Origin of the sequence: Rhodococcus sp. ZPP, from assembly GCF_017656075.1 — a bacterium.
GTDB classification, from domain to species: Bacteria; Actinomycetota; Actinomycetes; order Mycobacteriales; family Mycobacteriaceae; genus Rhodococcus_F; species Rhodococcus_F oxybenzonivorans.
Genome location: NZ_CP058638.1, coordinates 4,806,936 through 4,830,677, shown reverse-complemented (window position 1 = coordinate 4,830,677; position 23,742 = coordinate 4,806,936). Strand labels below are relative to the sequence as shown.

General features: G+C 66.6%; 24 protein-coding genes and 1 pseudogene. 19 read left to right on the top strand and 6 right to left on the bottom strand.

The window, feature by feature from the left end; translation table 11 throughout:
• The first annotated feature begins 8 nt into the window (after positions 1-8).
• The 3 genes from HYG77_RS22485 to HYG77_RS22475 are packed head-to-tail and all read left to right on the top strand — an operon-like array spanning position 9 to position 4,605.
• Entirely contained in the window at positions 9-1,469 is a 1,461-nt protein-coding gene (locus HYG77_RS22485) for a hypothetical protein (RefSeq protein WP_208960676.1), read from the top strand.
• Complete coding sequence (locus tag HYG77_RS22480; RefSeq protein WP_208960675.1) at positions 1,463-2,971, top strand: glycosyltransferase; 1,509 nt, start codon at positions 1,463-1,465, stop codon at positions 2,969-2,971. Before HYG77_RS22485 ends, HYG77_RS22480 begins: the two co-directional genes overlap by 7 nt.
• Entirely contained in the window at positions 2,968-4,605 is a 1,638-nt protein-coding gene (locus HYG77_RS22475) for a glycosyltransferase family 39 protein (protein WP_208960674.1), read from the top strand. The genes HYG77_RS22480 and HYG77_RS22475 overlap by 4 nt, the downstream gene beginning before the upstream one ends.
• A 5-nt stretch (positions 4,606-4,610) precedes the next feature.
• Here the strand turns inward: HYG77_RS22475 and HYG77_RS22470 are convergent, their stop codons facing one another.
• A complete protein-coding gene (locus HYG77_RS22470; RefSeq protein ID WP_208960673.1) occupies positions 4,611-5,693 on the bottom strand; it encodes a beta-mannosidase in 1,083 nt (360 codons plus the stop codon).
• Between the two features lie 106 nt (positions 5,694-5,799).
• Here HYG77_RS22470 and HYG77_RS22465 point away from each other — a divergent pair, with 106 nt between their 5' ends.
• Positions 5,800-6,630 carry a sulfurtransferase gene (locus HYG77_RS22465; RefSeq protein WP_208963482.1) on the top strand — a complete coding sequence of 277 codons (831 nt, stop codon included), beginning with the start codon at positions 5,800-5,802 and terminating at the stop codon, positions 6,628-6,630.
• Between the two features lie 64 nt (positions 6,631-6,694).
• Here HYG77_RS22465 and HYG77_RS22460 read toward each other — a convergent pair whose 3' ends face one another.
• Positions 6,695-6,916 (bottom strand): hypothetical protein, encoded by a 222-nt coding sequence (locus HYG77_RS22460; protein ID WP_208960672.1) that lies wholly within the window; start codon positions 6,914-6,916, stop codon positions 6,695-6,697.
• A 1,096-nt stretch (positions 6,917-8,012) separates the two neighbouring features.
• Here HYG77_RS22460 and HYG77_RS22455 point away from each other — a divergent pair.
• The 4 genes from HYG77_RS22455 (at position 8,013) to HYG77_RS22440 (ending at position 10,800) form a co-directional block, all read left to right on the top strand.
• On the top strand, positions 8,013-8,684 hold the full coding sequence (locus HYG77_RS22455) for a M23 family metallopeptidase (protein WP_208960671.1): 672 nt from the start codon (positions 8,013-8,015) through the stop codon (positions 8,682-8,684).
• Positions 8,685-8,861: 177 nt separating this feature from the next.
• Positions 8,862-9,038, top strand: coding sequence for a hypothetical protein (locus HYG77_RS22450; protein WP_208963589.1), 177 nt, complete (start codon positions 8,862-8,864; stop codon positions 9,036-9,038).
• Positions 9,039-9,241: 203 nt separating this feature from the next.
• Positions 9,242-9,877 carry a DUF1326 domain-containing protein gene (locus HYG77_RS22445; RefSeq protein WP_208960670.1) on the top strand — a complete coding sequence of 212 codons (636 nt, stop codon included), beginning with the start codon at positions 9,242-9,244 and terminating at the stop codon, positions 9,875-9,877.
• A gap of 86 nt (positions 9,878-9,963) precedes the next feature.
• Complete coding sequence (locus HYG77_RS22440) at positions 9,964-10,800, top strand: DUF2182 domain-containing protein (RefSeq protein WP_208960669.1); 837 nt, start codon at positions 9,964-9,966, stop codon at positions 10,798-10,800.
• Between the two features lie 128 nt (positions 10,801-10,928).
• Here the strand turns inward: HYG77_RS22440 and HYG77_RS22435 are convergent, their stop codons facing one another.
• Positions 10,929-12,356, bottom strand: coding sequence for an MFS transporter (locus tag HYG77_RS22435; protein WP_208960668.1), 1,428 nt, complete (start codon positions 12,354-12,356; stop codon positions 10,929-10,931).
• 452 nt (positions 12,357-12,808) lie between these two features.
• Between HYG77_RS22435 and HYG77_RS22430 the strand changes: the two genes are divergently transcribed.
• The 5 genes from HYG77_RS22430 to HYG77_RS22410 all read left to right on the top strand — a co-directional run bounded on the left by HYG77_RS22430 (position 12,809) and on the right by HYG77_RS22410 (position 16,918).
• Positions 12,809-13,015, top strand: a complete 207-nt coding sequence (locus HYG77_RS22430; protein ID WP_208960667.1) for a heavy metal-associated domain-containing protein — start codon at positions 12,809-12,811, stop codon at positions 13,013-13,015.
• 37 nt (positions 13,016-13,052) lie between these two features.
• Positions 13,053-14,000, top strand: coding sequence for a hypothetical protein (locus tag HYG77_RS22425; RefSeq protein WP_208960666.1), 948 nt, complete (start codon positions 13,053-13,055; stop codon positions 13,998-14,000).
• Between the two features lie 30 nt (positions 14,001-14,030).
• On the top strand, positions 14,031-16,289 hold the full coding sequence (locus tag HYG77_RS22420; protein WP_208960665.1) for a heavy metal translocating P-type ATPase: 2,259 nt from the start codon (positions 14,031-14,033) through the stop codon (positions 16,287-16,289).
• A gap of 96 nt (positions 16,290-16,385) precedes the next feature.
• Positions 16,386-16,553 carry a hypothetical protein gene (locus tag HYG77_RS22415; protein WP_162603282.1) on the top strand — a complete coding sequence of 56 codons (168 nt, stop codon included), beginning with the start codon at positions 16,386-16,388 and terminating at the stop codon, positions 16,551-16,553.
• A 23-nt stretch (positions 16,554-16,576) separates the two neighbouring features.
• Complete coding sequence (locus tag HYG77_RS22410; RefSeq protein ID WP_109335326.1) at positions 16,577-16,918, top strand: metal-sensitive transcriptional regulator; 342 nt, start codon at positions 16,577-16,579, stop codon at positions 16,916-16,918.
• Positions 16,919-16,948: 30 nt separating this feature from the next.
• Here the strand turns inward: HYG77_RS22410 and HYG77_RS22405 are convergent, their stop codons facing one another.
• Positions 16,949-17,272, bottom strand: a complete 324-nt coding sequence (locus HYG77_RS22405; RefSeq protein WP_208960664.1) for a metalloregulator ArsR/SmtB family transcription factor — start codon at positions 17,270-17,272, stop codon at positions 16,949-16,951.
• 154 nt (positions 17,273-17,426) lie between these two features.
• Between HYG77_RS22405 and HYG77_RS39785 the strand changes: the two are divergent.
• Positions 17,427-17,538 (top strand): annotated as a pseudogene (locus HYG77_RS39785) (four-helix bundle copper-binding protein); the annotation flags it as partial.
• A gap of 54 nt (positions 17,539-17,592) precedes the next feature.
• The gene (locus HYG77_RS22400) at positions 17,593-18,309 is read left to right on the top strand and encodes a DUF305 domain-containing protein (RefSeq protein ID WP_208960663.1); all 717 of its coding nucleotides are present in this window, start codon (positions 17,593-17,595) and stop codon (positions 18,307-18,309) included.
• A gap of 239 nt (positions 18,310-18,548) precedes the next feature.
• On the opposite strand, the gene HYG77_RS22395 is transcribed toward HYG77_RS22400, so the two are convergent.
• Positions 18,549-18,725 (bottom strand): hypothetical protein, encoded by a 177-nt coding sequence (locus HYG77_RS22395; RefSeq protein ID WP_162603154.1) that lies wholly within the window; start codon positions 18,723-18,725, stop codon positions 18,549-18,551.
• A gap of 111 nt (positions 18,726-18,836) precedes the next feature.
• On the opposite strand from HYG77_RS22395, the gene HYG77_RS22390 reads away from it, so the two are divergent.
• Together HYG77_RS22390 and HYG77_RS22385 are read left to right on the top strand one after the other, a co-directional pair.
• Positions 18,837-19,346, top strand: coding sequence for a MarR family transcriptional regulator (locus tag HYG77_RS22390; protein ID WP_109332948.1), 510 nt, complete (start codon positions 18,837-18,839; stop codon positions 19,344-19,346).
• 41 nt (positions 19,347-19,387) lie between these two features.
• Positions 19,388-21,283 carry an MDR family MFS transporter gene (locus tag HYG77_RS22385; RefSeq protein WP_109335327.1) on the top strand — a complete coding sequence of 632 codons (1,896 nt, stop codon included), beginning with the start codon at positions 19,388-19,390 and terminating at the stop codon, positions 21,281-21,283.
• 46 nt (positions 21,284-21,329) lie between these two features.
• Here HYG77_RS22385 and HYG77_RS22380 read toward each other — a convergent pair whose 3' ends face one another.
• Entirely contained in the window at positions 21,330-22,745 is a 1,416-nt protein-coding gene (locus tag HYG77_RS22380; RefSeq protein ID WP_208960662.1) for an alkaline phosphatase PhoX, read from the bottom strand.
• A gap of 143 nt (positions 22,746-22,888) precedes the next feature.
• On the opposite strand from HYG77_RS22380, the gene HYG77_RS22375 reads away from it, so the two are divergent.
• Complete coding sequence (locus HYG77_RS22375; protein WP_159924660.1) at positions 22,889-23,206, top strand: metalloregulator ArsR/SmtB family transcription factor; 318 nt, start codon at positions 22,889-22,891, stop codon at positions 23,204-23,206.
• The gene (locus HYG77_RS22370; protein ID WP_109332952.1) at positions 23,203-23,697 is read left to right on the top strand and encodes an SRPBCC family protein; all 495 of its coding nucleotides are present in this window, start codon (positions 23,203-23,205) and stop codon (positions 23,695-23,697) included. The genes HYG77_RS22375 and HYG77_RS22370 overlap by 4 nt, the downstream gene beginning before the upstream one ends.
• Positions 23,698-23,742: the final 45 nt, after the last annotated feature.

Here is a 23,742-nt window from a genome sequence, read left to right as displayed (position 1 = left end):
ACTCCCCCATGGTTACTCGACATCCCGCGTTCGACGCATCCTGGCGCCTGGGCGTCCGCTGGATCCTGATCGGGGCGGCCACCGTCTTCGGCTTCTGGAAGACCTGGCAAGACGTCTGGTTCAGCGCAGTCGAGGGCACGGCCATCGGTTATGTCTTCGTCGTGCCATTTCTCTGCATCACCGCGGCCATCGGAATTTCGCTACGACGGAACAACGAGCTACCGATCCACGACCGTCAGACCGACAAGATCGTGGGCGGCATCGGTCTGCTCGTGTCGCTGGGCATTCGCATGCTGCTGATGCCCCGGTACGCGGAGAACTACCAATTGATGCATCTCGACGTGGTCGCGGCATGGGTGTTCCTGTTCAGCGCCGCGGTCCTGGTGTTCGGACTGCGGTCGGTCAGCCGCTTCTGGCCTGTGTGGTTACTCGGGATCGGGCTGTTCCCCCTTCCCTACCGCACTCTCGGGGTCCTGCTCGGCGGCAACCGATTCGCGTTCGGGCTCATCATGGTGGTTCTCGCATCCGGGGCCGCGGCCATCGCAGTCAACCGCAGCAACCGGCGGGCGGTCGCCGGCTTCGCCGCCTCCGTCCTGCTCGGCACGATCGCCCTGCACTTCACGGTGCAGCACTTCCCGACCGCCCCGCTGTTCGTCGTCCAACTGGGTCCGGCCTTGGGCAGCGCCATTCTCGTCGGGATCGCGTTCTATGTGTACACGCGGCGCGGTGGCCCGATGACACCGCTGGACCGGCCGGTGCGGCGTCCCACGACACCGACGAGCGGGTTGACGACGGTCGCCGTCTTCGCGGTGGCGCTCGTGATGTTCATCCCCCCGCTCCCGGACCAGAACCTCACCCCAGTCTCCCCCGGCCCACCGCCGTCCGCCGCCGCGGGAATTCTCGTCCCCAGCCGATGGGAGCAACATGCGGTGACCGAATATTCGTGGCCGCGTCGATACTTCGGTGTCACTTCGGAACTCACCCGCCAGACCATCCGCACGACCGAGCCGAATCCCGCGTGGGATACCCAGAACCGCAACCGCACCGTTCAGGTCGACGTGCTCTCGGTCCGCAGGCCCAGCACGCTGGAGGTGTATCCCAGCCAGACCATGTACGAACTCGAAAACGCGCGGGTCAGCCCCAAGGTCGCGATCGACATCGGGCGGGGTGTCGTGGCGGAGATGTACACCATCGTCGACGACGATCTCCTGCTCACCTGGAGCAACCTCAATTTCGTGTGGGTGCGGAGCCCGGAGCTGACCCAGCGCATCACGCTCGTCAGCGTCGACAATCACGAGCCCGACGCCCAGTTCCCCGAACCGGCGCCGTCCATGGCCACCAACGGCGCCAATACGCTGGCCGTGCTGCTCCGCGGACAAAACGCGGTGTCCGACACCGAGCCGGAATACAAGGACCGCGACATGCTGGTGACCTTGGCGGGGGAAATCGTGAAGGAGCAGCAATGGTGACCCGGGAAAATGCGTACGCCCTGGACGACGACGTTCACTCCGACGCCGAATTCCGTGCGGCGGCATTGCACGACGCCGTGAACGGGCTCCGGGAGAAGCATCCACTCTCCTCGGCATCGGTGGCGTTCTACCCGTGGCAGCGCAACACGCTGCTGGCGCTTGCGACCCTGACGGTCCTGTCTGCCGTGTTCTTTCTGACGCCCACGCTGATCGTTCTCACCCTGCTGTGCACCCTCGGCTATGTGGGGACGATGCTCGATCGCCTGCTGCTGTTCAGCCGTGGGCTCGACGGCAGCACCATCGTCACCGTCAGCGACGACGAAGCGCTCGCCGTCCCGGACGAGCAACTGCCGCCCTACACAATTCTGGTGCCGGCGTACGACGAACCGGAAGTGGTGGCCGACCTCATCGGAGCGATGGCCGCGCTGAAGTATCCCGCGGATAAACTCCAGGTTCTGCTGCTGCTCGAAGAGGACGACGACGTCACCATCGAAGCGGCCCGAGCAGCGGGCGTCGGTGATGTGGTCACGATCCTCCTCGTGCCGCCGGCCGACCCGCGAACCAAACCGAAAGCGTGCAACTACGGGCTGCACTTCTCCACCGGCGAGATCATCACAATCTTCGACGCCGAGGACCACCCCGATCCTCTGCAACTGCGGAGAGTGGTCGTCGCCTTCGACCGACTGCCCGACGACACCGCCTGCGTGCAGGCCAAACTCGCGTTCCACAACGGCACGCAGAACCTGCTCACCGCCTGGTTCACCGCGGACTACGCCCTGTGGTTCGGGTTCATCCTCCCCGGACTGATGCGCAGCAACGCACCCATTCCGCTCGGGGGGACGTCGAATCATCTGCGTCGCAGCGTGCTCGACGAGATCGGCTCCTGGGACCCGTTCAACGTCACCGAGGACGCCGACCTCGGTGTGCGCATCGCCGAATCGGGCTATCGGACCGCCGTATTGGATTCCACGACTCTCGAAGAGGCCAACAGCGACGCCATCAACTGGGTGCGGCAGCGGTCCCGCTGGTACAAGGGGTATCTGCAGACCTGGCTGGTTCACATGCGCCGTCCGATCGGGTTGTGGCGCGGACTCGGCCCGGTCGGGTTCTTCCGGTTCACCACCCTGATGGCGGGCACTCCGCTCATCGCCTGCCTCAACATGCTGTTCTGGTTGACCAGCCTCGCGTGGATCCTGGGGCAGCCGTCCGTGATTCAGCAGATCTTCCCCGCCTACGTGTATTTTCCGGCACTGATCTCGCTCGTCTTCGGCAATGCGGCGGTGCTGTACATGAATCTGATCGCCTGCCGAGAAACGCACAACTCGGCGTTACTCGTGGCCGCACTCACCACACCGCTGTACTGGGTAATGATGAGCGTCGCCGCCCTCAAGGGCACCTACCAGTTGGTGCGCAACCCGTCGTACTGGGAAAAGACGTTCCACGGTCTCAGTGCGCCGAACCCATCCGGTTCGACGAGTTCCGGGGCGGGGGACGCTTCTTGAGGCCGACGCGCTGGTTGTTCTGGGGGTGTACCGCTCTCTATCTCGGTGTCGGCCTGTATCTCACCGTGGGGCAGGGTTTCGTACTCGGTGATGCTCTCAGCCGGGTGTCGGCCGCGCGCAGTGTGTGGTTCAGCCGCGACCCGCATCTGGCGGCCATCGGGTTCGTGTTCACTCCGCTCACCGCACTCGTGCAGTTACCCACCGTCCTGCTGAACCACTGGTGGCCGGGTCTCACCTCGTGGGCGGTGACGGGGGTGCTGATGTCGGCGCCGTTCATGGCCGGCGCGGTGGTGCAGATCTACAAGATCGGTGCGGACCGCGGCTGCCCGGTCTGGCTGATCTGGACAGTCACCGCCGTATTCGCGCTCAACCCGATGATCATCTTCTACGGCGGCAACGGGATGAGCGAGGCACCGTTCCTGGCCATGATGTGCTGGGCCACCCGGCGGCTCATTCGCTGGTGCACCACCGACGACATCCATGATCTTCTTGCCGCGGGATTTGCGCTGGGCCTCGCTTACCTCGCACGATACGACGCCTTGGCCGCCGGGCTGGCCGTCACCGTCTTCGTCTTCGCCGTCACAGTGCTGCGCCGCGGGTGGCGTAACCGCCGTGCACAGATGCGGCCCGCCCTTCTCGACGCCGTTCTCGTCGGGTTGCCCACCGCCATGGCCTTCTTCGTCTGGGCCACCATCAGCTGGTTGATCACCGGCCAGGCTTTGCAACAGTTCTCGTCCACATACGGCAACGCGAGCATTCTTGCTCAGAGCGGCGGCGGTTCGACCGATACCGTCTACGCGGTGCTGTTCTCGGCCGCCGAGAGTCTCGTACTCGGGCCCGCCCTTCCCCTGCTTGTCCCGATCGCGGCCGCCCTGGCGTGGCGTCGTCGTGATCTCGAAGTGCTGGCGGCGGTGGTGGTGCTGGCGTCCGTCCTCGGCTTCGCCACCTACAGTTACGCGCGCGGTATGACCTTCCCCTTTCTCCGCTTCTACCTGTGCGCGTTGCCGTTGATGGCCGTGCTCGCGCTGCAGCTGGTCCCTGCCGGGGACCCGCTGGTCGAACGGCGCCGCGGCCCATCCGGTTTCGTCCGCGCCCGGTTCGCCGGCGCCCCAACCGTTCCGGCCGCCCTCGCCGCAGCTCTCGTCGTCCTCACACCCGCAGTCACCGGGGCGTCGATGCTCTCACCCACGCTGTCGAGTCAGCAATACGCGCTGCGGTCCGTCGTGTTCCCGTCGAGCACCGACACCTCGGACCACCGGGCGACGGAACGGCGGATCCTGGCCTCCTTCACCACGGAGCGTGAACTGGCCCGGTACCTCGATGCTCTGGCGCTGCCCGAGGGCTCGGTCCTGATGGATACGGTCTACGGCTTCGCGGTGTACACCGCCACCGAACGTCCCCGCACCTTCGTGATCCCATCCGATCAGGACTTCACCTCGGTGCTGAACCGCCCCGCCGAGCATGGCGTGCAGTTCCTCCTGGCGGTACCCAACAGTGGTCGCGGCGAATCGGATGCCGTCAACCGCCGCTACCCGACGCTGTACGAGACCGGCGCAGACATCGCTACCCTCGAACTCGAGGTGCCCAACGACGGGCAAGACCAGCCGACGTGGCGGCTGTACCGGGTGCTGTAGTCCGGTCAGCGGGTGCCGTTGCGCTCGCGGAGCACCTGCCGGAGGGGGTCGTCGGGACCGATGTCGTAGGTGCATTCGGCGGGGCGGGGGTCGGGGACGAACGCCCACAACAGTGCTCCGGCAGTACCGGCCTCGCGCTGCCCGTCCAGCTTGTTCGCGACATCGCGCGCTCGATCCCCCACGGAACCGCAACCGGCCCCCGCGCTCTGCCCGATCTCCGCAACGAGAAGTGGCTTACCGAGACCGCGTGCCTGCAGAAGATGCACCGCCAGGCCGTTGTAGCGGTCCCCTGGCAGCGGCACTCCGTCGGCCCCGTAGTCGTGGTATTGCAGGACATCGAGTGCGGGCGAGGCGCCGACGTACACGTAATCTTCTCCCGCCGTGCCACATTGGCCACCACCGATCGTCCCGAGGGTGATCGGGTGCTCGCCGTCGAGCGCGCGGACACTGCCGCCGACCTCGTCGACGAACGCGCGCAACAAGCTCGCCGCCTGCGGGGTGCACGTGCGGTCCGGCAGTAGTGGTTCCGGCTCACCGATCAGTTCCCACATCGCCAGCGACGGTGAGTCCCGCCATCGGCGGACAGCCGTCGTCACCCAGTCCTGGTAGCTCAGCACCGAGCCCGGCGCGACGGTCTTCCAGTCGCCGGCATACCAGTTGCTGGTCTTGAAGATCTCGTCACCGCACGCGCCGTCATGGGCGGCGAGGACCGGAATAAGTAGTTGTCGGTGTGCCTCGGCGGCCCGGAACACGGCGTCGATTCCGGTGAAGTCGAGTGCCCCCGTCTTCTTGTCGATCGCGAGCCAGTGGAAGGCGTTGAACCGGGTGAGCGAGGCGTCGGGCAAGCTCGCGAAGAACGAGTCGAGGTCGACCTCGGCGCCGCACCCATGATTGACCGACCAATCTGTAGCCATTTGATACGCGTTGAGACCGGCCGGCCACCACGGGGAACCGTCGAGCGTCAGCCCGTCCGCGGTGGCCTGCACCCGGGCCGTCGGCGTGACGGTTCGTTCGGACGTCCCCGTGTCGCAGGCGACCACCCCGAAGAGAACGACCAGGATGAGGGCCGCCCACCGCCATCTCGTCATTCGTCTGAGGATGCCAGCCGCGTCTGCTCTCGTACACCGATCGGTGACGTGTCACAGTGGTCCGGACATCGGTGTACCGACCGGAAGGGCACAAGTGATGCGACCTGTGGTGACCGTGGACGAACTGAAGAAGGCGCTGACCGGTGACGCGCCGCCCGTGCTCCTCGACGTTCGATGGGCACTCGGTGACACCGAAGGCCGTCGGCACTACCTCGAAGCGCACGTTCCCGGTGCCGTGTTCGTCGACCTCGACAGTGAACTCGCCGGCCCCGCGACACCGGCAGACGGTCGCCACCCACTCCCCTCGGTCGGCGCGCTCCAGGACGCGGCGCGCCGATGGGGTGTCTGCGCCGGGAGTGCCGTCGTGGCGTACGACGACACGGGCAACCTCGCGGCCGCCCGCGTGTGGTGGCTGCTTCGATGGGCCGGTCTCACCGAGGTCGCGTTACTCGACGGCGGTCTCCGCGCATGGACGGAGTCCGGCAATCCCACCCGCTCCGGCGACGAACATCCCGACGCACCCGGTGATGTGGTGCTCGAGGCCGGACATCTCCCGACATTGACCGCCGACGACGCCGCCGCACTCGCCGACGACGGAGTGCTCCTCGATGCCCGGGCCGCCGAACGCTACACCGGCGAGACCGAACCCGTCGACCCGCGAGCCGGTCATATCCCCGGCGCGATCAGCGCTCCCACCAGCCAGAATCTGACCGCCGACGGCCGGTTCGCACCGGTCGACGTGCTGCGAGATCGATTCGCCGCAGTGGGAGCGGAACAAGGCGCTCCTGTGGGCGTGTACTGCGGTTCCGGGGTGAACGCCGCCCATCAGATCGCGGCGCTGGCCCTCGCCGGTGTGGACGCGGCGCTGTACCCGGGGTCGTGGTCGCAGTGGTCGAACGACCCCGACCGTCCCGTGGCCACCGGGCCCGGCCGCTAGCCAACCGACTCCGCGTCGTGCGCCGTCGGCGACGTGCCCGGCTCCGAGTTGAGTCGTTCGGTGATCATTGCTCGGTGAGTTCGATGTCCGGTAGTTGCCACGTCTTGTCGAGAAAGGCCTTCGTCGGACCGTAGAAGCGCATCAAGATCTCGAGGCTGGCCGCCACCGCGACCCCACATGTCGCGATGACTGTGGCCGACGCGGTGTTGTCGGTGTGGCGGTTTATGGTGGCTTCCGCGACGAGCAACAGGTCGCTGCACACTGACAAAGACCATGGATCGTTCATGGTCCTGATCTGTGGAGTCTCCTCAGATCGGTTGGGGTGTGGCGACCTGTTTTTCAGTGTCGCTGGGCAGGTTCGTGTGGTTGCCCGGCCGCGGCGTGGTGTTCGATCAGTAGTCGGTCCCAGACCTCGCGGGGAAGGTTGGCCGGGCGGAGTATCGGCAGCGGCTCATGCTGCCGCCCGGCGTCAGACGACCGCAACTGCCTGAACGTGACGGCCGCCAGGTCCTGGGACTTGTATTTCTCTCCGCCTCCCGATCACCGCACGCGCGCACCTGTTCAACCCAGGCGATCCGCGGTTCTCTTTGTGGCGCAGTGCCGAGCTCACACGCTCAAATCTCCGGGACGCTCGGCGAAAGGACCGCTCCCCCAGACAGTTTCACGCGCACGTAACACCGCCACCAACCGCAACTCCCGCCAGCTGTTCTCCGGGAGACGAGCAGGCCAGCTGATGCACCCAGAACGCTCGGCGCCCAGGAGAAGGACCTCGGCGGCGCCCCCACCGGTTCGGCCCGCGTCGGCGCAATTCGTAGCACGTCGCCCACCCCCATCGTCGCCGACGCCACTCTCGACCACCACCTCACGACCACCAAGATCGCCACACAGGTCACAGCCCGCCTGGAATAGCTGCGTCGCAGGTGGGCCACCTCGGTGAACACCACGAAACCGCGACAGTTGATCTACGCGCCCCACCCTTCGACCGGACATTACTGTGGTGTTCGTCACATTTGTGAGTCCTGGCGGCGTGTCCGCTTGCGCTGAGCCATTACGCGGCCAGGCACCGCGTCACGGGATGTCGTCGCGCCGATCCCCCACACCTCTCGCCGACTCGCAAATATCGAGGTCAGTGCTGGTTTCCTTCGCCTTGCGCGGCACTGCTCAACGAGGCATGCGGGACGGCAATCCCGTGGGTCGTTATCTGGCGGTGCTGGTCGCTCCAGGCCGCTGACGTGGACGTATTCGAGCAAGATCATATTTGAGTATCGATTGGGTCACGATGGCGCAGTCGATACCGTTTTGTTACTTTCCTTCTCGACGGGGGTCCGAGGCCGCGAATCTCAGGAGCGCGCGCCTAGCCAACACAGACGAGGTAAGACACCGTGGCGAAGCACCGCAGGACGGCACATCGTTCTCATTCCATCACCGGCCGCCTGAAGATCGCGACTGTCGCCGCTGCGACCGGTGCCATTCTGATCGGCGGCGCGCAGTTCGGCGCCGCGTCCGCGGCCGCCCGCCCGCTCGAGATCCCGCCGGGCCTGCTGCCCGCCGGTGTTCAGCTACCCGCGATCGAGCTGCCCGATATCCCGGCCGCCCCGCCCTCGCCCGGCGTGCTCGGGCCGGTCAACCCGGGCACCCCCGCTCCGCTCAAAGCCCGCACCGTGCAGCCGGTATCCGGCACGCTGTCCTCCGGCTACGGCCCCCGCTGGGGCGCGCACCACGGCGGCATCGACATCGCGGCCCCGATCGGCACCCCGATCCAGTCCGCGGCCGACGGTGAAGTCATCTCCGCGGGCCCGGCCTCCGGGTTCGGGTTGTGGGTGCGGGTGCGCCACGACGACGGCGCCGTCACCGTCTACGGCCACATCAATGAGTTCATCGTCAACGTCGGACAGCGGGTCGCGGCGGGTCAGCAGATCGCCACCGTCGGCAACCGTGGTCAGTCGACCGGTCCGCACCTGCACTTCGAGGTGTTGGACGCAGGCGGCAACCGGCTCAACCCGAGCCAATGGCTGCGCGACCGCGGCGTCTCGGCGACCTGGGGAGCCGACTAGAACCCGCCCCGGCGGTAGTCAGTTCCCAACGATGCCGCCGCGCCGTTACCACGCTGCGCCCAATAGGAATTGCAGGACAACCGTTTTCGTTCGATGCGGTCGCCGGGAACGCCCGGGTTCCACGTTCCTGGCTCTAGGACCCTCCTGTTCGCCGCCCAGTGCGGGAACGGTCCGGTCGTGCAGCTCATCGTCCCCGGCGCCGATGAGCGCCATCCGGCCGCACTCGCCGAACGCATGAGCGCGACCATCCCGTATGCGGCCCTCGCGCGGACCGTGTCGTTCGACGCGTTGCGGACGGCGGACGATCTCGCCTCTGCCGTCGTCCCGGAAGTCCGCCGCTTCCTCGACCTGTGAGGCCCGTCCCTGTCCGCGTACGTGGACGTTATCCGCGCCCGCTTCCCGGATCGTTGTTCGCGTGGTAGCGAAGTGGGAGCATGGGTAGATACCGGCTCGATCCGGGGCTGTCGGCTGTGCGCTGAACGGATGAATTGCGGGGGCACCCACGGGGCTGCGCATGATGACCTAGCGGAACGATTCAGCGACGAGGAGTGAGAGACATGGCCTGGCGAATCTCGGCAAACTACTACGAGGCCTGCAACTGCGACCTGGGGTGCCCGTGCAACATGAGCGGCTTTCCCACCCACGGAAACTGTGACGGTGTCGTCGGATTCGAGGTCACCGGAGGTGAACGCGACGGCGTCGACCTGGCCGGGGCGAAGGTCGCGAGCGCGGTGAAATGGCCCGGCGCCATCCACGAAGGCAACGGAACGATGGCCCTGTTCATCGACGCGACCCCCGAGCAGCGGCAGGCCCTGCTGCCGATTCTCACCGCCGAGGATCCCGGTCTGCCCTGGGAGATCCTCGCCGCGACCGTCAGCGAGATCCACGGTCCGTTTTTCGAGACGATCGAGATCGACGACCGGGACACCGATTCCCGAGTCCAGGTCGGCGACAAATTGGTAGTTCAGATGCAGAGCTTCACAAACCCGGTGACCGGGGAGAAGCACGAACCGCACATGGTGCTCGAGGACGGGTTCATCTTCCAGGACGGTCAGATCGGCACTACCTCGGTGCTGCGACTCGACGCCGACGGAGTGACATTCGAGCACCCGGGCAACAACGCGTACTACTCGCGCGTCGAGTGGTCCAGCGAGAACCGGATGACGCCCGCCGGAGCAGCCGGCAAGTTCTGACTCGCAGAATTGCTGCCGCGACAAACGCGGCGGTGGTGCGGCCCAGCTCGCCCGGGCGAGGCGGTGGGTGTGATGGAGGAGTGCCGATGAGCCAGCCCCCGAGGATGGACACTCCCCGGATGGCCTACAGCGCCCTCGAACGCCGGGCGACGCTCGCCACAGTGGGGATTCTGCTCGCCCTTGCCGGGGTGGCGTGGTGGCGCACCATCCGTACTGCGGGCGGCATGGAATCGATGGTTCAGGGTTTCGCGTGGGTCGGCACGGCCATGCCCTTCGACATGGGGGCCGCCGTCTTTCTCGCCATGTGGACAACGATGATGGTGGCGATGATGTTTCCGACGATCGCCCCGATCGTCTTGCTGCACCGCCTGGTCATGCGCCGGCAGGCCCGCGGAATCGCCCCGACGGTCACCTTCGCTGCGGGCTACCTGGCGGTGTGGTCGGCTGTCGGGGTCGTTCCGCTGGCGGTGCTGCTCGGCTTCCGCCGGATCTCGCACGGCTCGACGTGGGTCGAGGTCGCGGCGGGTGGTGTGCTGGTCATCGCCGGCGGGTACCAGTTCACCCGGTGGAAGCAGGCGTGCCTGCGGGCCTGCCGCACCCCGCTGACCTTCCTCGCCACCCACGACTTCGGAACCGGTCTGCGGGGCACTTTCCGCGCAGGTGCCTCGCATGGGCTCTATTGCCTGGGCTGCTGCTGGGCGTTGATGGCGGTCCTTCTCGTCGTCGGGTTGATGAACCTGACCTGGATGGCGGCGATCGCCGTAATCTTCCTGGCCGAAAAGAACTCCCGCCATTCGGTCGCGCTCACCCGGGTGGTCGGGACCGCGGTCGTCCTGCTCGGGGTCGCCGTCCTCGTCCACCCGGCGCTGCTGCAGTCGCTGTCCCCGATGCCGGATATGTCCTCGCCGATGTCGGGCATGTGACCGATGCACCGATCCCCGGCAGGATCGGTGCACCCGATGACTACGCCAGATCGACCGCAGACCGACCCACGAGACGTCGCCGGTGGGATTCGGACGGTGTCCGAATCCCACCAGAGCGGTTGCGGCCGTCAGTTCAGCGCCGCCTCCGGGGTGAGGTCCGAGTGTGTCGTCGGTGTGCGCATCGACACCGCGGTGACGCCCGCCCCGGCCAGGGCGATAACGGCGGCGCCGAGGAAGGCGGCGGAGAATCCGTTCGTCAACTCCGGGAGGTTACCGATCTGGTTGGCGCCGAACGAGGCAGCGACCGCGGTCATGGTTGCCAGGCCAAGTGCCGAGCCGACCTGGTAGCTGACGTTGACAATGCCCGACGCCAATCCGCCCTCTTCGGGCCGTGCGGCGGAGATCGCCGTGCCGAGGGAGGGAATGAAGGCGAGCGACATACCCGCTGCGGCAACGAGGGAAGCCGGTAGCACGTCGACCCAGAAATTACCGGTGGGCCGGACCAGTGCCATCCACCCCAGCCCGGTCGCAAGAACGATCAAGCCGGTCACGATCATCGGTTTCGCCCCGAACCGCTGCATCGCCCGCGGCGCGATGACGATCATGCCGAGCATGATCAGTGTCGTCATCGGAAGGAGTGCTGCGCCGGCGGGGAAGGCGCTGTACCCCAACACCTGCTGCAGGTACAGGTTCAGGAAGAACCACATCGGGATCCACGCCGCACCGAGCAGCAGCTGGGCGATGTTCGCGGCAGCGAGGTTGGGGGCGGCGAAGATTCCCAAGCGCATGAGGGGGTCACGGCGCCGGGACTGAATCAGCACGAACGCGGCCAGCAGCACCGCGGACGCGGTGAGGTATCCCCAGGTTTGACCGGAGCCCCAGCCGACCTCGGGAGCCCGGACGATGGAGTAGACGGCGAGCGCCAGACCGGCGGTGACGGTCAGTGCGCCGACAATGTCGATCGAACCGGATCGGGCGGGGGCGTTGGGCATCAGCAGCGGTGTCGCGGCGAGGGCGATCAGGGCGATGGGAATGTTGATGAAGAACACCCATGGCCAGCTGAGATATTCGGTGATCATGCCGCCGAGGAACACACCGGCGGTACCGCCGGCGGGTGCGGCGGCACCGTAGACGGCGAGGGCCTTGGTCAATTCCTGTTGGTTGGAACCGAACAGCATCATCAGCAGCGTCAGTGCCGAGGGTGCGATCAGTGCGGCCCCGGCGCCCTGGATGGCGCGTCCGGCCAGTTCGGTGCCGACGTTCCCGGCGGCGCCGGCGATGACCGATCCGGCGAGCAGAACCACCCAGCCGGTGGCGAAGATGCGTTTGGCGCCCCACAGGTCGGACAGGCGTCCGCCGAGCAGGAGTAGTCCACCGAAGGCGATGACGTAGGCGTTGAACACCCAGGTCAGGTTTTCCTGGGAGAAACCGAGGTCGGTCTGCATTTTCGGTAGCGCGATGCCGATGATGGAAGTGTCCATGATGACCATGAATTGGGCTGCGGCGATGAGTGCCAGCGCCCACCACTTGCGTGTGGGTGAAGCCTGAGTAGACATGACAATCATTCCTTACCGGTACGGGGTATAAAATATGGGATGAACATGACGAGCGCGGGGGGTCGACCTACCCGCAACATCGAATCCCCATCCCCCGGTCGACCACGAATAACTCTGAATAGCTCAATCTTTCGGTTCGGTTGCCATCTTCTGTACTCATCGCTGCCCTCCTGGATTCCGCGCTACTCCTCTACGACTACAGATACCTTAGGGGGGTATGGTGTGGAACGCAAGGAGTGATCCATGCCAAGTCGCCGAAAGTGAATGTCTCCCAAGATCCCCACGGCCTCACGACCGACATCTCGAGAACACTCCCAGGGGGTATATATCCGATGAACACAGGTCTTGACCCTTACCGCTGTTGAATACCATAGGGGGGTATGGTAAATCTGTAGATGGGTCGCGGCACCCCGATCGCACCTGGCGAACGAATCGACGAAAGAAGGACATCGATGAGCACCACCACCGTCACCGTCACCGGAATGACCTGCGGGCACTGCGTTTCCTCGGTCCGCGAAGAGATCGGCAACCTCCCCGGCGTGACCGCCGTAGACGTCGACCTCGCCAGCGGCCGGGTCGCTATCGACTCCGACTCCCCGATCGAGAAGGCAGCGCTCGCCCGGGCAGTCGACGAGGCCGGCTACCAGCTCGCCGGCTGACCTGACGACACCCAGACCCGGACAGGAGATTCCCACGATGAACGCATCGTCGAAGTTCGCCGGATTCACCGTCGGCCTGGCCGCGGTCTTCGCACTCGCCCTCGGGGCCGGGGCCGCCTTCGGCCCCGAGGTACCCGCACCGGCCGACACACACGACACCTCAACCCACGACGCCGGACCCGGTTCGATTACGGGCGCACCGGTCGCCGAACAGACACCTGGAGGACTGATGGTCACCGACAGCGGATACACCCTGGCACTGGACACGGCGCAGGTTCCCGCCGGCGCTAACGTGCCACTACGGTTCCGCATCCTGGGCGCCGACGGAGCACCCGTCACCCGCTACGTGGAGAGCCACGACAAGCAACTACATCTGATCGCGGTGCGCCGCGACCTGACCGGATACCAGCACGTGCACCCGGTACTCGACGCCGCCGGAACCTGGTCCGTTCCGCTCGATCTGACCCGCGCCGGGGCGTACCGGGTGTTCGCCGACTTCACCCCCGACGGCGGAGACGGCGTGACCCTCGGCGCCGACCTGCAGGTCGCCGGTGCCTACGATCCGCAGACCCTGCCCCCGGTGGCCGCAGCCACCGTGGTCGACGGGTACACCGTCACCCTCGACGGCACCCTCACCCCGGGTCAGGCCTCGAAGGTCACCCTGTCGGTCGCCCGCGGCGGGCAGCCGGTGACGGATCTGCAGCCCTACCTCGGCGCGTACGGTCACCTGGTTGCCCTGCGGGCCGCCGACCTCGGCTACCTGCACGTGCACCCGGACGGCCATCCCGGTGACGGGGTCACCGCACCCGGTCCGGGCATCGACTTCTATGTCACCACCCCGAGCGCGGGCGACTACCGCCTGTTCCTCGACTTCCAGCACGATGGAGTGGTGCGGACCGCCGAATTCACCCTGACCGCCGGGCAGAGTTCCGGCGCCGCGGCGCCCCCCGCCCCGGAACCGATGCCCGCCGGACACGGACACTGACGAACACCACCACACCCGGAAGGAGGAACGATGAATTCCGTCACGCAGCACCCGACCGCCGACGGCCAGGTCGAGCTCGAAATTGGTGGTATGACCTGCGCCTCGTGCGCGAACCGGATCGAGAAGAAGCTCAACAAACTCGACGGCGTCACCGCCACGGTGAACTACGCCACCGAGAAGGCCCGCGTCAACTACGTCGGTGCTGTGTCGACCGAGGATCTCGTGGCCACCGTCGAGCAGGCCGGCTACACCGCCAAGATCCCGGCGCCGCCCGCCGCCGATACCGCGGCCGGCCCCGCCGCGGAGCCGGACCCCACGGCCGCACTGCGTCAACGGCTGCTCGTCTCCTTGGCGCTCAGTGTGCCGGTGATCGCGATGGCCATGGTTCCGGCGCTGCAGTTCACCCACTGGCAGTGGCTTTCGCTCACCCTCGCCGCCCCGGTGGTGGTGTGGGGGGCGTGGCCGTTCCACAAGGCCGCCTTCACCAACCTGCGGCACGGCACCTCCACAATGGACACCCTCATCTCGATGGGCACCCTCGCCGCCCTGGGCTGGTCGCTGTACGCGCTGTTCTGGGGCACCGCCGGTATGCCGGGCATGACCCACCCGTTCGAGCTGACCATCTCCCGCTCCGACGGGGCCGGCAACATCTACCTCGAGGCCGCCGCCGGGGTCACCACATTCATCCTCGCCGGCCGTTACTTCGAGGCCCGCTCCAAGCGGCGCGCCGGTGCCGCCCTGCGGGCCCTGCTCGAACTCGGCGCCAAAGAGGTCTCGGTGCTGCGCGGCGGTGTCGAGCAGCGCATCCCGGTCGATCAACTGGCCGTCGGTGACGAGTTCGTCGCCCGCCCCGGGGAGAAGATCGCCACTGACGGTGTCGTCACCGACGGCTCTTCCGCGGTGGATGCGTCGATGCTGACCGGCGAATCCGTGCCCGTCGAGGTCGGACCCGACGACCAGGTCGTGGGCGCCACCGTCAACGTCGGCGGCCGGATCACCGTGCGTGCCACCCGCATCGGGTCCGACACCCAGCTCGCGCAGATGGCGAAACTCGTCGAAGACGCCCAGACCGGTAAGGCGCAGGCGCAACGGTTGGCCGACAAGATCTCCGGGATCTTCGTCCCGATCGTCATCGCCCTGTCCGTCGCCACGCTGGGTTTCTGGATCGGCACCGGCGGCGGCCTCGCGGCCGCGTTCACCGCCGCCGTCGCCGTGCTGATCATCGCCTGCCCCTGCGCCCTCGGCCTGGCCACCCCGACCGCACTGATGGTCGGCACCGGCCGCGGCGCCCAGCTCGGCATCCTGATCAAGGGGCCCGAGGTCCTCGAATCGACCCGCCGTGTCGACACCGTGGTGCTCGACAAGACCGGCACCGTCACCACCGGCAAGATGACCCTGCTCGATGTGATCACCGCCGACGGCGAAGACACCATGCAGGTGCTCCGCCTGGCCGGTGCCCTCGAGGATTCCTCCGAGCACCCCATCGCCGCGGCCATCGCCAAGGGCGCCCGCGACAAGGTCGGCGCCCTGCCGAAGGTGGAGCAGTTCATCAACATCGAAGGCCTCGGAGTGCAGGGCATGATCGACGAGCACGCGGTGGTCGTCGGCCGGGCCCGGCTCCTCGCGGACTGGGCACAGCACCTACCCGCCGATCTCGAAGCGGCCATGACCGCAGCCGAATCCGAGGGCAAGACCGCCGTCGCAGTCGGCTGGGACGGTAAAGCCCGAGCCGTGCTCGTCGTCGCCGACGCCGTCAAGGCCACCTCTGCCGAGGCGATCGGACAGCTGCGCAGGCTGGGCCTGACGCCGATCATGCTCACCGGCGACAACACCGCCGCCGCCCGCGCGATCGCCGACCAGGTCGGTATCGACGAGGTGATCGCCGAAGTGCTGCCCGCCGACAAGGTGGACGTCGTCAAACGGCTGCAGGATCAGGGCAAGGTCGTCGCGATGGTCGGCGACGGTGTCAACGACGCAGCCGCCCTGGCGCAGGCCGACCTCGGTCTGGCGATGGGCACCGGCACCGACGTCGCGATCGAAGCCAGCGACCTGACGCTGGTGCGCGGGGACCTCCGCGCCGCCGCGGACGCGATCCGGTTGGCCCGCAAGACGTTAGGCACCATCAAGGGCAACCTGTTCTGGGCCTTCGCCTACAACGTCGCCGCCCTCCCCCTGGCCGCGGCCGGGCTACTCAACCCGATGCTCGCCGGTGCGGCGATGGCGTTCTCGTCGGTGTTCGTGGTCAGCAACAGCCTGCGGCTGCGCCGATTCCGGTCCCTCACCGGATAACCGCAGGCAACGCATCCAGGAGGCGCGGGGTGGGCGGGTACCCGCCCGCCCAACCCGCGCCGGTTAACCCGAATCCGGTCCCGAAAGGAGAAGATCATGGCAACGGTGACAACGACCTTGGTGCGCATAGCCCGGCATCCCGGGACCCGGGCGGCGGCCCGGTGCGCGGTGATGTGCGCCGCATCGGCGATCGGCCGCCGGGTCGAGGGCCCACACCCCGCCCCGCATACCCCGGGCGGGCATAATCGGGGGTGCTCGGCATGACACTCGGATTCCAGGAGGACACCATGGCCACCACTCCCGCGGCCACCCAGGCACCTGCCGAGACCGACGGCCATGACCATGCCGCGCACGGCTACATCACCGAAAAAGACGCCTACCTCAAGCGCCTCAAGCGCATCGAAGGCCAGGCCCGCGGACTGCAGCGGATGGTCGAGGAAGACAAGTACTGCATCGACATCCTCACTCAGGTCTCCGCGATGACCAAGGCCTTGCAGGCCGTGGCCATGGGACTGCTCGAAGACCACATCAGTCATTGCGTCGTCGACGCCGCCGTTGCCGGCGGTCCCGAAGCCGACGCGAAGATCAAAGAGGCCACCGACGCGATCGCCCGGCTCGTCCGCTCCTGAAAAACCCGGTACACAAGCCCGGCTCGAGGATCAGTAGTCGTCGTCCACCCCGGCGTTCTCGTCGGAAATCTCGACGAGGCGGCGCAGGCAATGCATCCGCAACGGTTCCGGAAACCCTTCCGCGAGAAGGTAATAGACGGTGCGTCCCGCCTTGCGGCGGGTGACCATACCGGCGGTGCGCAGGATCCGCAGGGCGTACCCTACGGCGTGTCCGCCGAGGTCGAGGGTCAGGGCGATATCGCCCACACACAGTTCTTCGGCCAGGTCGAGGGCGTTGATCACCCGGGTCCGGGTGGGGTCGGCGAGCAGGCTCGAGATGCTGCTCAACCGGGCGGCGTCGTCGCGGCTGAGCAACCGCTCACGGGCATGCGCGACCCGCTCGGGGTCGACCGACTGTTTACCCGTACGGGTTTACGGGTATAGGGGTGACGGGCCGACGTTGTTTCAGCGGCGTCCGCCACCGAATGCCCCTTGTGGAAAGGGAGTCATCGTGAGCACAGCCGAGCAGATGCTCGAGAGCTATCCGAAGGATCTGCGGGCACATCGACCAGGCGACACTTCTGGCCTGCATCGGGGCGCGCGCCGAGTGCGCGCAGACATGCACGGCCTGCGCGGATGCGTGACCCCCGTCTTTGTCAGCGCATCCGCCGAAAGAAGAGAGAAGGTAGTTGTCGATGAACAAGTCCGTCGCCCTCGGCGCCGCATCGGCGGCGCTGCTGCTGGCCCTGACAGCGTGCGGTGACTCCGGCACCGAGGAGAGCGCCGCGACCACCAACTCGGCCGCCACCACCTCGGTGAGTGCCGAAAACGGTGCCGCCGAGCACAACGACGCCGATATCGCCTTCGCGCAGGGGATGGTTCCCCACCACAGCCAGGCGATCGAGATGAGTGACATGCTGCTCACCAAACAGGGGATCGACCCCCGGGTGGTCGACCTCGCGCAGCAGATCAAGGCCGCGCAGGGCCCGGAAATCGAGCAACTCAACGCCTGGCTGACCGCGTGGGGCCAAGGCGCCGCAGCGACCACCACGACCGGCATGAACATGACCGAGTCCATGCCCATGGGCACCGGGATGCAGATGCCCGAGGCACCGGTGGTGATCCCACCGGTGGGCACCAGTGGAATGGACATGCCCGGCATGGAGGGCGGCGAGGACATGGAGGGGATGATGTCGGCCGAAGACATGGCTGCCCTGCGCGACGCCCAGGGCGTCGATGCCGCCAAACTCTTTCTCACCCAGATGATCGAGCACCACAAGGGTGCGATCACCCCGGCCCAGACCGAGGTGGAGGACGGCCAGAACGCGCAGGCGAAAGCGATGGCGCAAAACATCATCACCACCCAGCAGCAGGAAATCACCACCATGGAACAGATCCTGTCGACCCTCTAGGGCGCGACACGCGGCGGTGTTGATGTCGGTCTCCACCATCGTCATACCGCTCAACGCGCAACTTCTGCGCCGACTCGACCTCGGCCCGGCCCGGCTCGTACGGCGCTGAGCGTCCGACCGAAGCGCCCTGCTGCGGTGTTCACCCGCAGAAGCAGGGCGCCGATGCCCGCGCGGGCGGCCGTCGCTTACAACCCGTTCCGGCCACCTGCAGACCAGGCCACCCGGCGGGTCGGGCTCGGTCAGCGCGCCGGGCGCCACCCATCCATGGTGACCTGCACCAGCCGCTGGACCGCTTCCCGGGTCGACAGGCCGGTGGCGGCGGTCAGGGCGTGCAGGCAGCATCTCGCCAGCTCGTCGGCGGCGAACCGCAGCGCCTCCACTACCGTCTCACCCCCACCTAGGGCCGACGCGGTCACAACCTCGTCCAACGCTCTGTGACGAGGAAGACAGCCAAAAGAGTTACTTGCTTGGGGTAACGATGTATATAGTTGCATGCAGAAAGTAAGTCGTCCTCAGGGGTTGTTGCCATGTCCACGCCAGCCGCGTCTTCCGTGTCGTCCGTTTCGCTCGGCACGACCGAAGCTCTGATCGACGAGGTATTCCTCTTCGGTCGGGTGCTTCGCGATGCCCTGGCGTCGGAAGCCGACGACCACCTCCCCCGCGCCCTGACAGGAGTTCTCCTCGTCCTGGCCGGGAGGGGTGAATGCCGGCAGAACGAACTGGCCACGGAAATGTGCGTCAGTCAGTCCTCCCTCAGTCGCCAGATCACCGATCTGGTCGACGCCGGGTACGTCACCCGGCACCCGGACCCTGCGGACGGGCGTGCATTCCGAATACGCGTGTCGGACGACGGCTTGGCGTACGTGAAACACGTACGGGCACGACGTGCCGCACGCATGCAAAAAATGCTGACCGGATGGAACGAAACCGAGGCAGCCACGGCCCTCGACTCGATCCGGCATCTGAAGGAAACACTCTTCGATGCCGAGCACCGGATCGTATCGAGCTCGAACCCGATTGGAACACAAAGCGTATGACCGAAACAGATATCCGCACGCCGGTCGGCGAACCGCAGGCCATGAGTCACCGTCAGATTCTCGAAGCCCTCACCGGCCTGCTCGCAGCCCTCTTCACGGCCTTGCTGAGCACCACCATCGTCTCCACCGCCCTGCCGACGATCATCGGCGACCTCAAAGGGACACAGACCGCGTACGCCTGGGTCATCACCAGCGCGTTGCTGGCCAACGCCGCCTCGACGCCCATTTGGGGCAAGCTCTCCGACCTGTTCAACAAGAAGGTCCTGGTCCAGAGCGCGATCGTCATCTTCGTCATCGGTTCGGTGATCGCCGGATTCGCACACAACGTGCCGCTTCTGCTGACCGCGCGGGTCATCCAAGGCGTCGGCATGGGCGGTCTGACCGCGCTCGTCGTCGCCATCATCGGCACCATCGTCTCGCCCCGCGAGCGTGGCCGGTACTCCGGCTACATGGGCGCCGTCATGGCGGTCTCGATGTCGGGCGGCCCGATCCTCGGCGGAGTCATAGTCGACAGCCCCCTCGGCTGGCGCTGGACGTTCTTCGTCTGCGTCCCGCTCGCCGTCGTCGCGCTGTTCCTGCTGCAGCGCACATTGCACCTCCCGACCGAGAAGAAGGACAACGTCTCCATCGACTGGCTCGGAGCGCTGCTGCTCACCGCGGGCGTGTCCATCCTGCTCATCTGGGTGTCGTTCGCAGGTAAGGCCGGCTACTACGAGTGGTTCTCCCGCGAGACGGCGCTGTACGTCGGCACCGGCGTGCTCCTCCTCGTGGCAACCGTCCTGGTCGAAGCCAAGGCGAAGGCTCCCATCATCCCGCTGAAGATCGTCACCGAGCGGACCACCGGCCTCGCGATCATCGCATCCGTCGCCGTCGGTGTCGGAATGTTCGGTTCCACCACCTTCCTCGGCCAGTACTTCCAGACCTCGCGGGGCTACACCCCCACGATGGCCGGCGTCCTCACCATTCCGATGGTCGCCGGGATGCTCATCGGCACGGTCGGCTCGGGACAGCTCATCACCCGGTTCGGCAAGTGGAAGTCGTTCGTTGTCGGCGGCGCAGTATTGATGATCATCGGTTTCGGGCTGCTGAGCACCCTCGATCACGAGACGAGCCTGACCCTCGTCAGCCTCTACATTGCCATCATCGGTCTGGGCATGGGCATGCTGATGCAGAACCTGGTGCTCGCCGTGCAGAACACTGTCAGCGTCCAGAACATCGGTGCGGCCTCGAGTTCGGTCGCCTTCTTCCGAACCTTCGGTGGTGCCATCGGCGTCTCGGTTCTCGGGTCGGTCCTGGCGACACGGGTCTCCGACCTCTCTGCCGACGGATTCGCCACGCTCGGCATCCCGGCAGGGTCGAGCAGCGGTGGCGGCAGCCTGGACCTCACGTCCATGCCCGCACCCGTGCAGAGCGTCATTCGTGCCGCATACGGAGACGCGACCGGCCGGATCTTCCTCATCGCCGCGCTCGTCGCCCTCGTCACCCTGCTCGCCGTCATCCTGCTGCCCAACCGCCCGCTGCGTCGCACCATCGACCTGTCGAGCGACCAGGATCCGGTGCAGGAACCGGACTACGCCATGGCGGCCGAACGGGCATCGGAGTCGGATACCACGCCGATCCCGTCCGCCGATTCCCGCGGAGGCAGGCACGAGGCGCCCGCCGACCAACAGCCGTTCGCAGGCCTGAGCGCGGACGCTCGTGACCGGCTCCTGTCCCTGCTCCTGCCTCAGCCCGAGCAGACCCTGGAAGCGATCGACGAGGCCGAGAAGATTCGTGACGAGGTGAACCGCCTCCGAAACGATCTCAACGCCAAGCTCATCGAATTCGATGCGGTCTGGGATCGCCTACGCGACCTCGGGCTGAGCGAAGACCAGGTGGCCGGCGTGCTCGGAGGCACCCCGGTCACGGACACCGGCAACGGCGTCCTCCTCCGCTGAAATACCCCCTGTGAGTACTTGTTAACACCCCGCTGTTAACAAGTACTCACAGCACGGGGCGGCGCCACGGCCCCCGGATCGCCAGAAGCAGCCCCGGCGATTGAATGCTGGCGAACAGCGTCTTCCCGTCCGCGCTGAACGCTGGACCGCAGAACTCGCTGTCGTTCAGCTCATTACGGGCCAGCGCAAACGGCTCTCCCTCCGCCGTGACCCCCACCAGATGACTGATGCCGTCGCCGTCCTCGGCGAGGATGACACCGCCGTGCGGAGACACGGTGATGTTGTCGGGGCGGTCGTAGTTTCCGGTGTCCACGGCCGGGTCCGGGTTGACGCCGAACAACGTCTTCAGTGTGACCGTCTCCGTCGCGGGGTCGTAGAACCAGACCTGGCCGTCGTGCTCGGCGGCACTGCCGTCGCCGGTACGCGCGAAGCTGGCGACGAAGTAGACTCCACCGTCACCCCACCACTGCCCCTCCAACTTTCGGCTTCGCGTCACCTGGTCGTCGGTGAACTGTTTGCGCACCGGGGTGCTCTTGGCGTCGCGGTCGGGCACGTCCACCCACTGCACCGTGTACCGGACACCGGGTTCCGTCGCCTGCGACAGGTCGCGTACGTGGACACCGTCCTGGAAGCACGCCATGGCCTGTAGGGCGCCTGCGGTATCCCCGCCCGACGACTGCGCCAGTCCGCGGAGCGCGCCGGGTCCCCCGCGGAAACCCTGCGGCGGCGTCCAGCGGTAGTACAGGCCGTTCGGATCGGACGCATCCTCGGTCAGGTAGATGGCATTGGTCGCCGGATCGACGGCGACTGCCTCGTGTTCGTACCGGCCCAGGAATTTGTAGGGCACCGGGCTCTTGCCCCGGTTGGCGTCCTGTCCGGCCGGATCGACCTCGAAGACGTATCCGTGGTCGAGGAGAAAGCCGCCCGTTCCCGCGCGGGCCTCGGTTTCCTCGCAGGTCAGCCACGTTCCCCACGGCGTGATCCCGCCGGCGCAGTTGTTCACCGTCCCCGCCACACTCACGTACTGACCGAGCCACTTGCCTTCCGCGTCCACCGTCGTGGTGGTGGTGCCGCCGCGCGCACCCGCGTCGTAGGTGAGCCCCTCGACTGCGGGCACGCCGAACGGCTCGTCCTTGCCGATCTCGTGGTTGCTGACCACAGTGGATCCCCCACCTTGCCGGGCGAACACGCCGTTGGCGTCGAAGTCGCTGGGCACGGACTCACCGCCGTCCATCTTGGTGTCGCCGGACCGGGACACCACCGTGTACGAGAATCCGGCCGGGAGCGCGAGAATCCTGTTCGGGTCGGGAATCAGCGGCCCGTAGCCGATCGCCCGACCGGGCACCGCGGACGCCACAGCAGGTCGGACGAAGGCCTCGACACTACCGGCGAGCGCCACGCCCAAGCCGGTCAGCGCGGTCCTGCCGAGGAAGCCGCGGCGATTGAGTGGTGCTGTGGTCACTGTCTGTTACCTCCATGCATGCCAACGGGACATCCGGACGCTAGGGAGCGAACATGTCCGACTTCGGCGTCGCACCGTGTCACCGAGGTGAACTGGACGCGAATTCGTTGACATGTGACCAAATGGTCACCTATCGTGGAGTCATGGACGACGATCACGTCTTCAAGGCGCTGGCCGACCCCACGCGCCGCCTGATCCTCGATCGATTGTTCGCCCATGACGGTCAGACGCTGACCGAACTCGAGTCGCAGGTCGAGATGACCCGATTCGGGGTCATGAAGCATCTGCGCGTACTCGAAGACGCGGGCCTGGTGGTCACGCGTCGTGCCGGCCGGGAAAAGCTGCATTATCTCAACCCCGTGCCGATCCAGCTGATCCACCAGAGGTGGATCGACAAGTACACCGAGCGTCACGCCGCGGCGCTCGCTCAGCTGAAAGCCGAACTGGAGGAAGAGAAATGACTGAAATCGTGCAGGTTTATGCCGTGTACATCAAGGCAACGCCCGAGGCGATCTGGGAGGCCGTCACCAAGCCGGAGTGGTCGGAGAGGTACGGGTACGGCGGACACGTGCATTACGACCTCCGACCCGGAGGCAAGTACGAGTCGCGCGCCAGCGATGAGATGAAGGCCCACCCCGGGGTGCCCGACGTCGTCGTCGACGGCGAGGTGCTCGAGTGCGATCCGCCGAAGAAGCTCGTCCAGACGTGGCGCATGCTGATGGACCCCGACAACATCGAAGGATTCACCACGCTCACCTACGACATTGCGCCGTCGAGTCGACCCGGAGTCACGAAATTGACTGTGACACATGACCTCACCAACGCCCCGCAGATGGCACGGATGGTCGCGGGCGAGCACGAAGCGGAAGGCGCCGGTGGTGGCTGGAACGAGGTCCTGAGCGGACTGAAGACACTCCTCGAGACGGGAGAGCCGATGGTGAACTGGGGCTGAACTTCGGGCCGGTGCGCGCGAGTGCCGACACTCGTCGGTGGGCAG

Coding starts and splice junctions, on each gene's coding strand:
- HYG77_RS22485 (WP_208960676.1), top strand. CDS start 9: ATGGTTACTCGACATCCCGCGTTCGACGCATCCTGGCGCCTGGGCGTC.
- HYG77_RS22480 (WP_208960675.1), top strand. CDS start 1,463: ATGGTGACCCGGGAAAATGCGTACGCCCTGGACGACGACGTTCACTCC.
- HYG77_RS22470 (WP_208960673.1), bottom strand. CDS start 5,693: ATGACGAGATGGCGGTGGGCGGCCCTCATCCTGGTCGTTCTCTTCGGG.
- HYG77_RS22460 (WP_208960672.1), bottom strand. CDS start 6,916: ATGAACGATCCATGGTCTTTGTCAGTGTGCAGCGACCTGTTGCTCGTC.
- HYG77_RS22445 (WP_208960670.1), top strand. CDS start 9,242: ATGGCCTGGCGAATCTCGGCAAACTACTACGAGGCCTGCAACTGCGAC.
- HYG77_RS22440 (WP_208960669.1), top strand. CDS start 9,964: ATGAGCCAGCCCCCGAGGATGGACACTCCCCGGATGGCCTACAGCGCC.
- HYG77_RS22435 (WP_208960668.1), bottom strand. CDS start 12,356: ATGTCTACTCAGGCTTCACCCACACGCAAGTGGTGGGCGCTGGCACTC.
- HYG77_RS22430 (WP_208960667.1), top strand. CDS start 12,809: ATGAGCACCACCACCGTCACCGTCACCGGAATGACCTGCGGGCACTGC.
- HYG77_RS22425 (WP_208960666.1), top strand. CDS start 13,053: ATGAACGCATCGTCGAAGTTCGCCGGATTCACCGTCGGCCTGGCCGCG.
- HYG77_RS22420 (WP_208960665.1), top strand. CDS start 14,031: ATGAATTCCGTCACGCAGCACCCGACCGCCGACGGCCAGGTCGAGCTC.
- HYG77_RS22415 (WP_162603282.1), top strand. CDS start 16,386: ATGGCAACGGTGACAACGACCTTGGTGCGCATAGCCCGGCATCCCGGG.
- HYG77_RS22410 (WP_109335326.1), top strand. CDS start 16,577: ATGGCCACCACTCCCGCGGCCACCCAGGCACCTGCCGAGACCGACGGC.
- HYG77_RS22400 (WP_208960663.1), top strand. CDS start 17,593: ATGAACAAGTCCGTCGCCCTCGGCGCCGCATCGGCGGCGCTGCTGCTG.
- HYG77_RS22390 (WP_109332948.1), top strand. CDS start 18,837: ATGTCCACGCCAGCCGCGTCTTCCGTGTCGTCCGTTTCGCTCGGCACG.
- HYG77_RS22385 (WP_109335327.1), top strand. CDS start 19,388: ATGAGTCACCGTCAGATTCTCGAAGCCCTCACCGGCCTGCTCGCAGCC.
- HYG77_RS22375 (WP_159924660.1), top strand. CDS start 22,889: ATGGACGACGATCACGTCTTCAAGGCGCTGGCCGACCCCACGCGCCGC.
- HYG77_RS22370 (WP_109332952.1), top strand. CDS start 23,203: ATGACTGAAATCGTGCAGGTTTATGCCGTGTACATCAAGGCAACGCCC.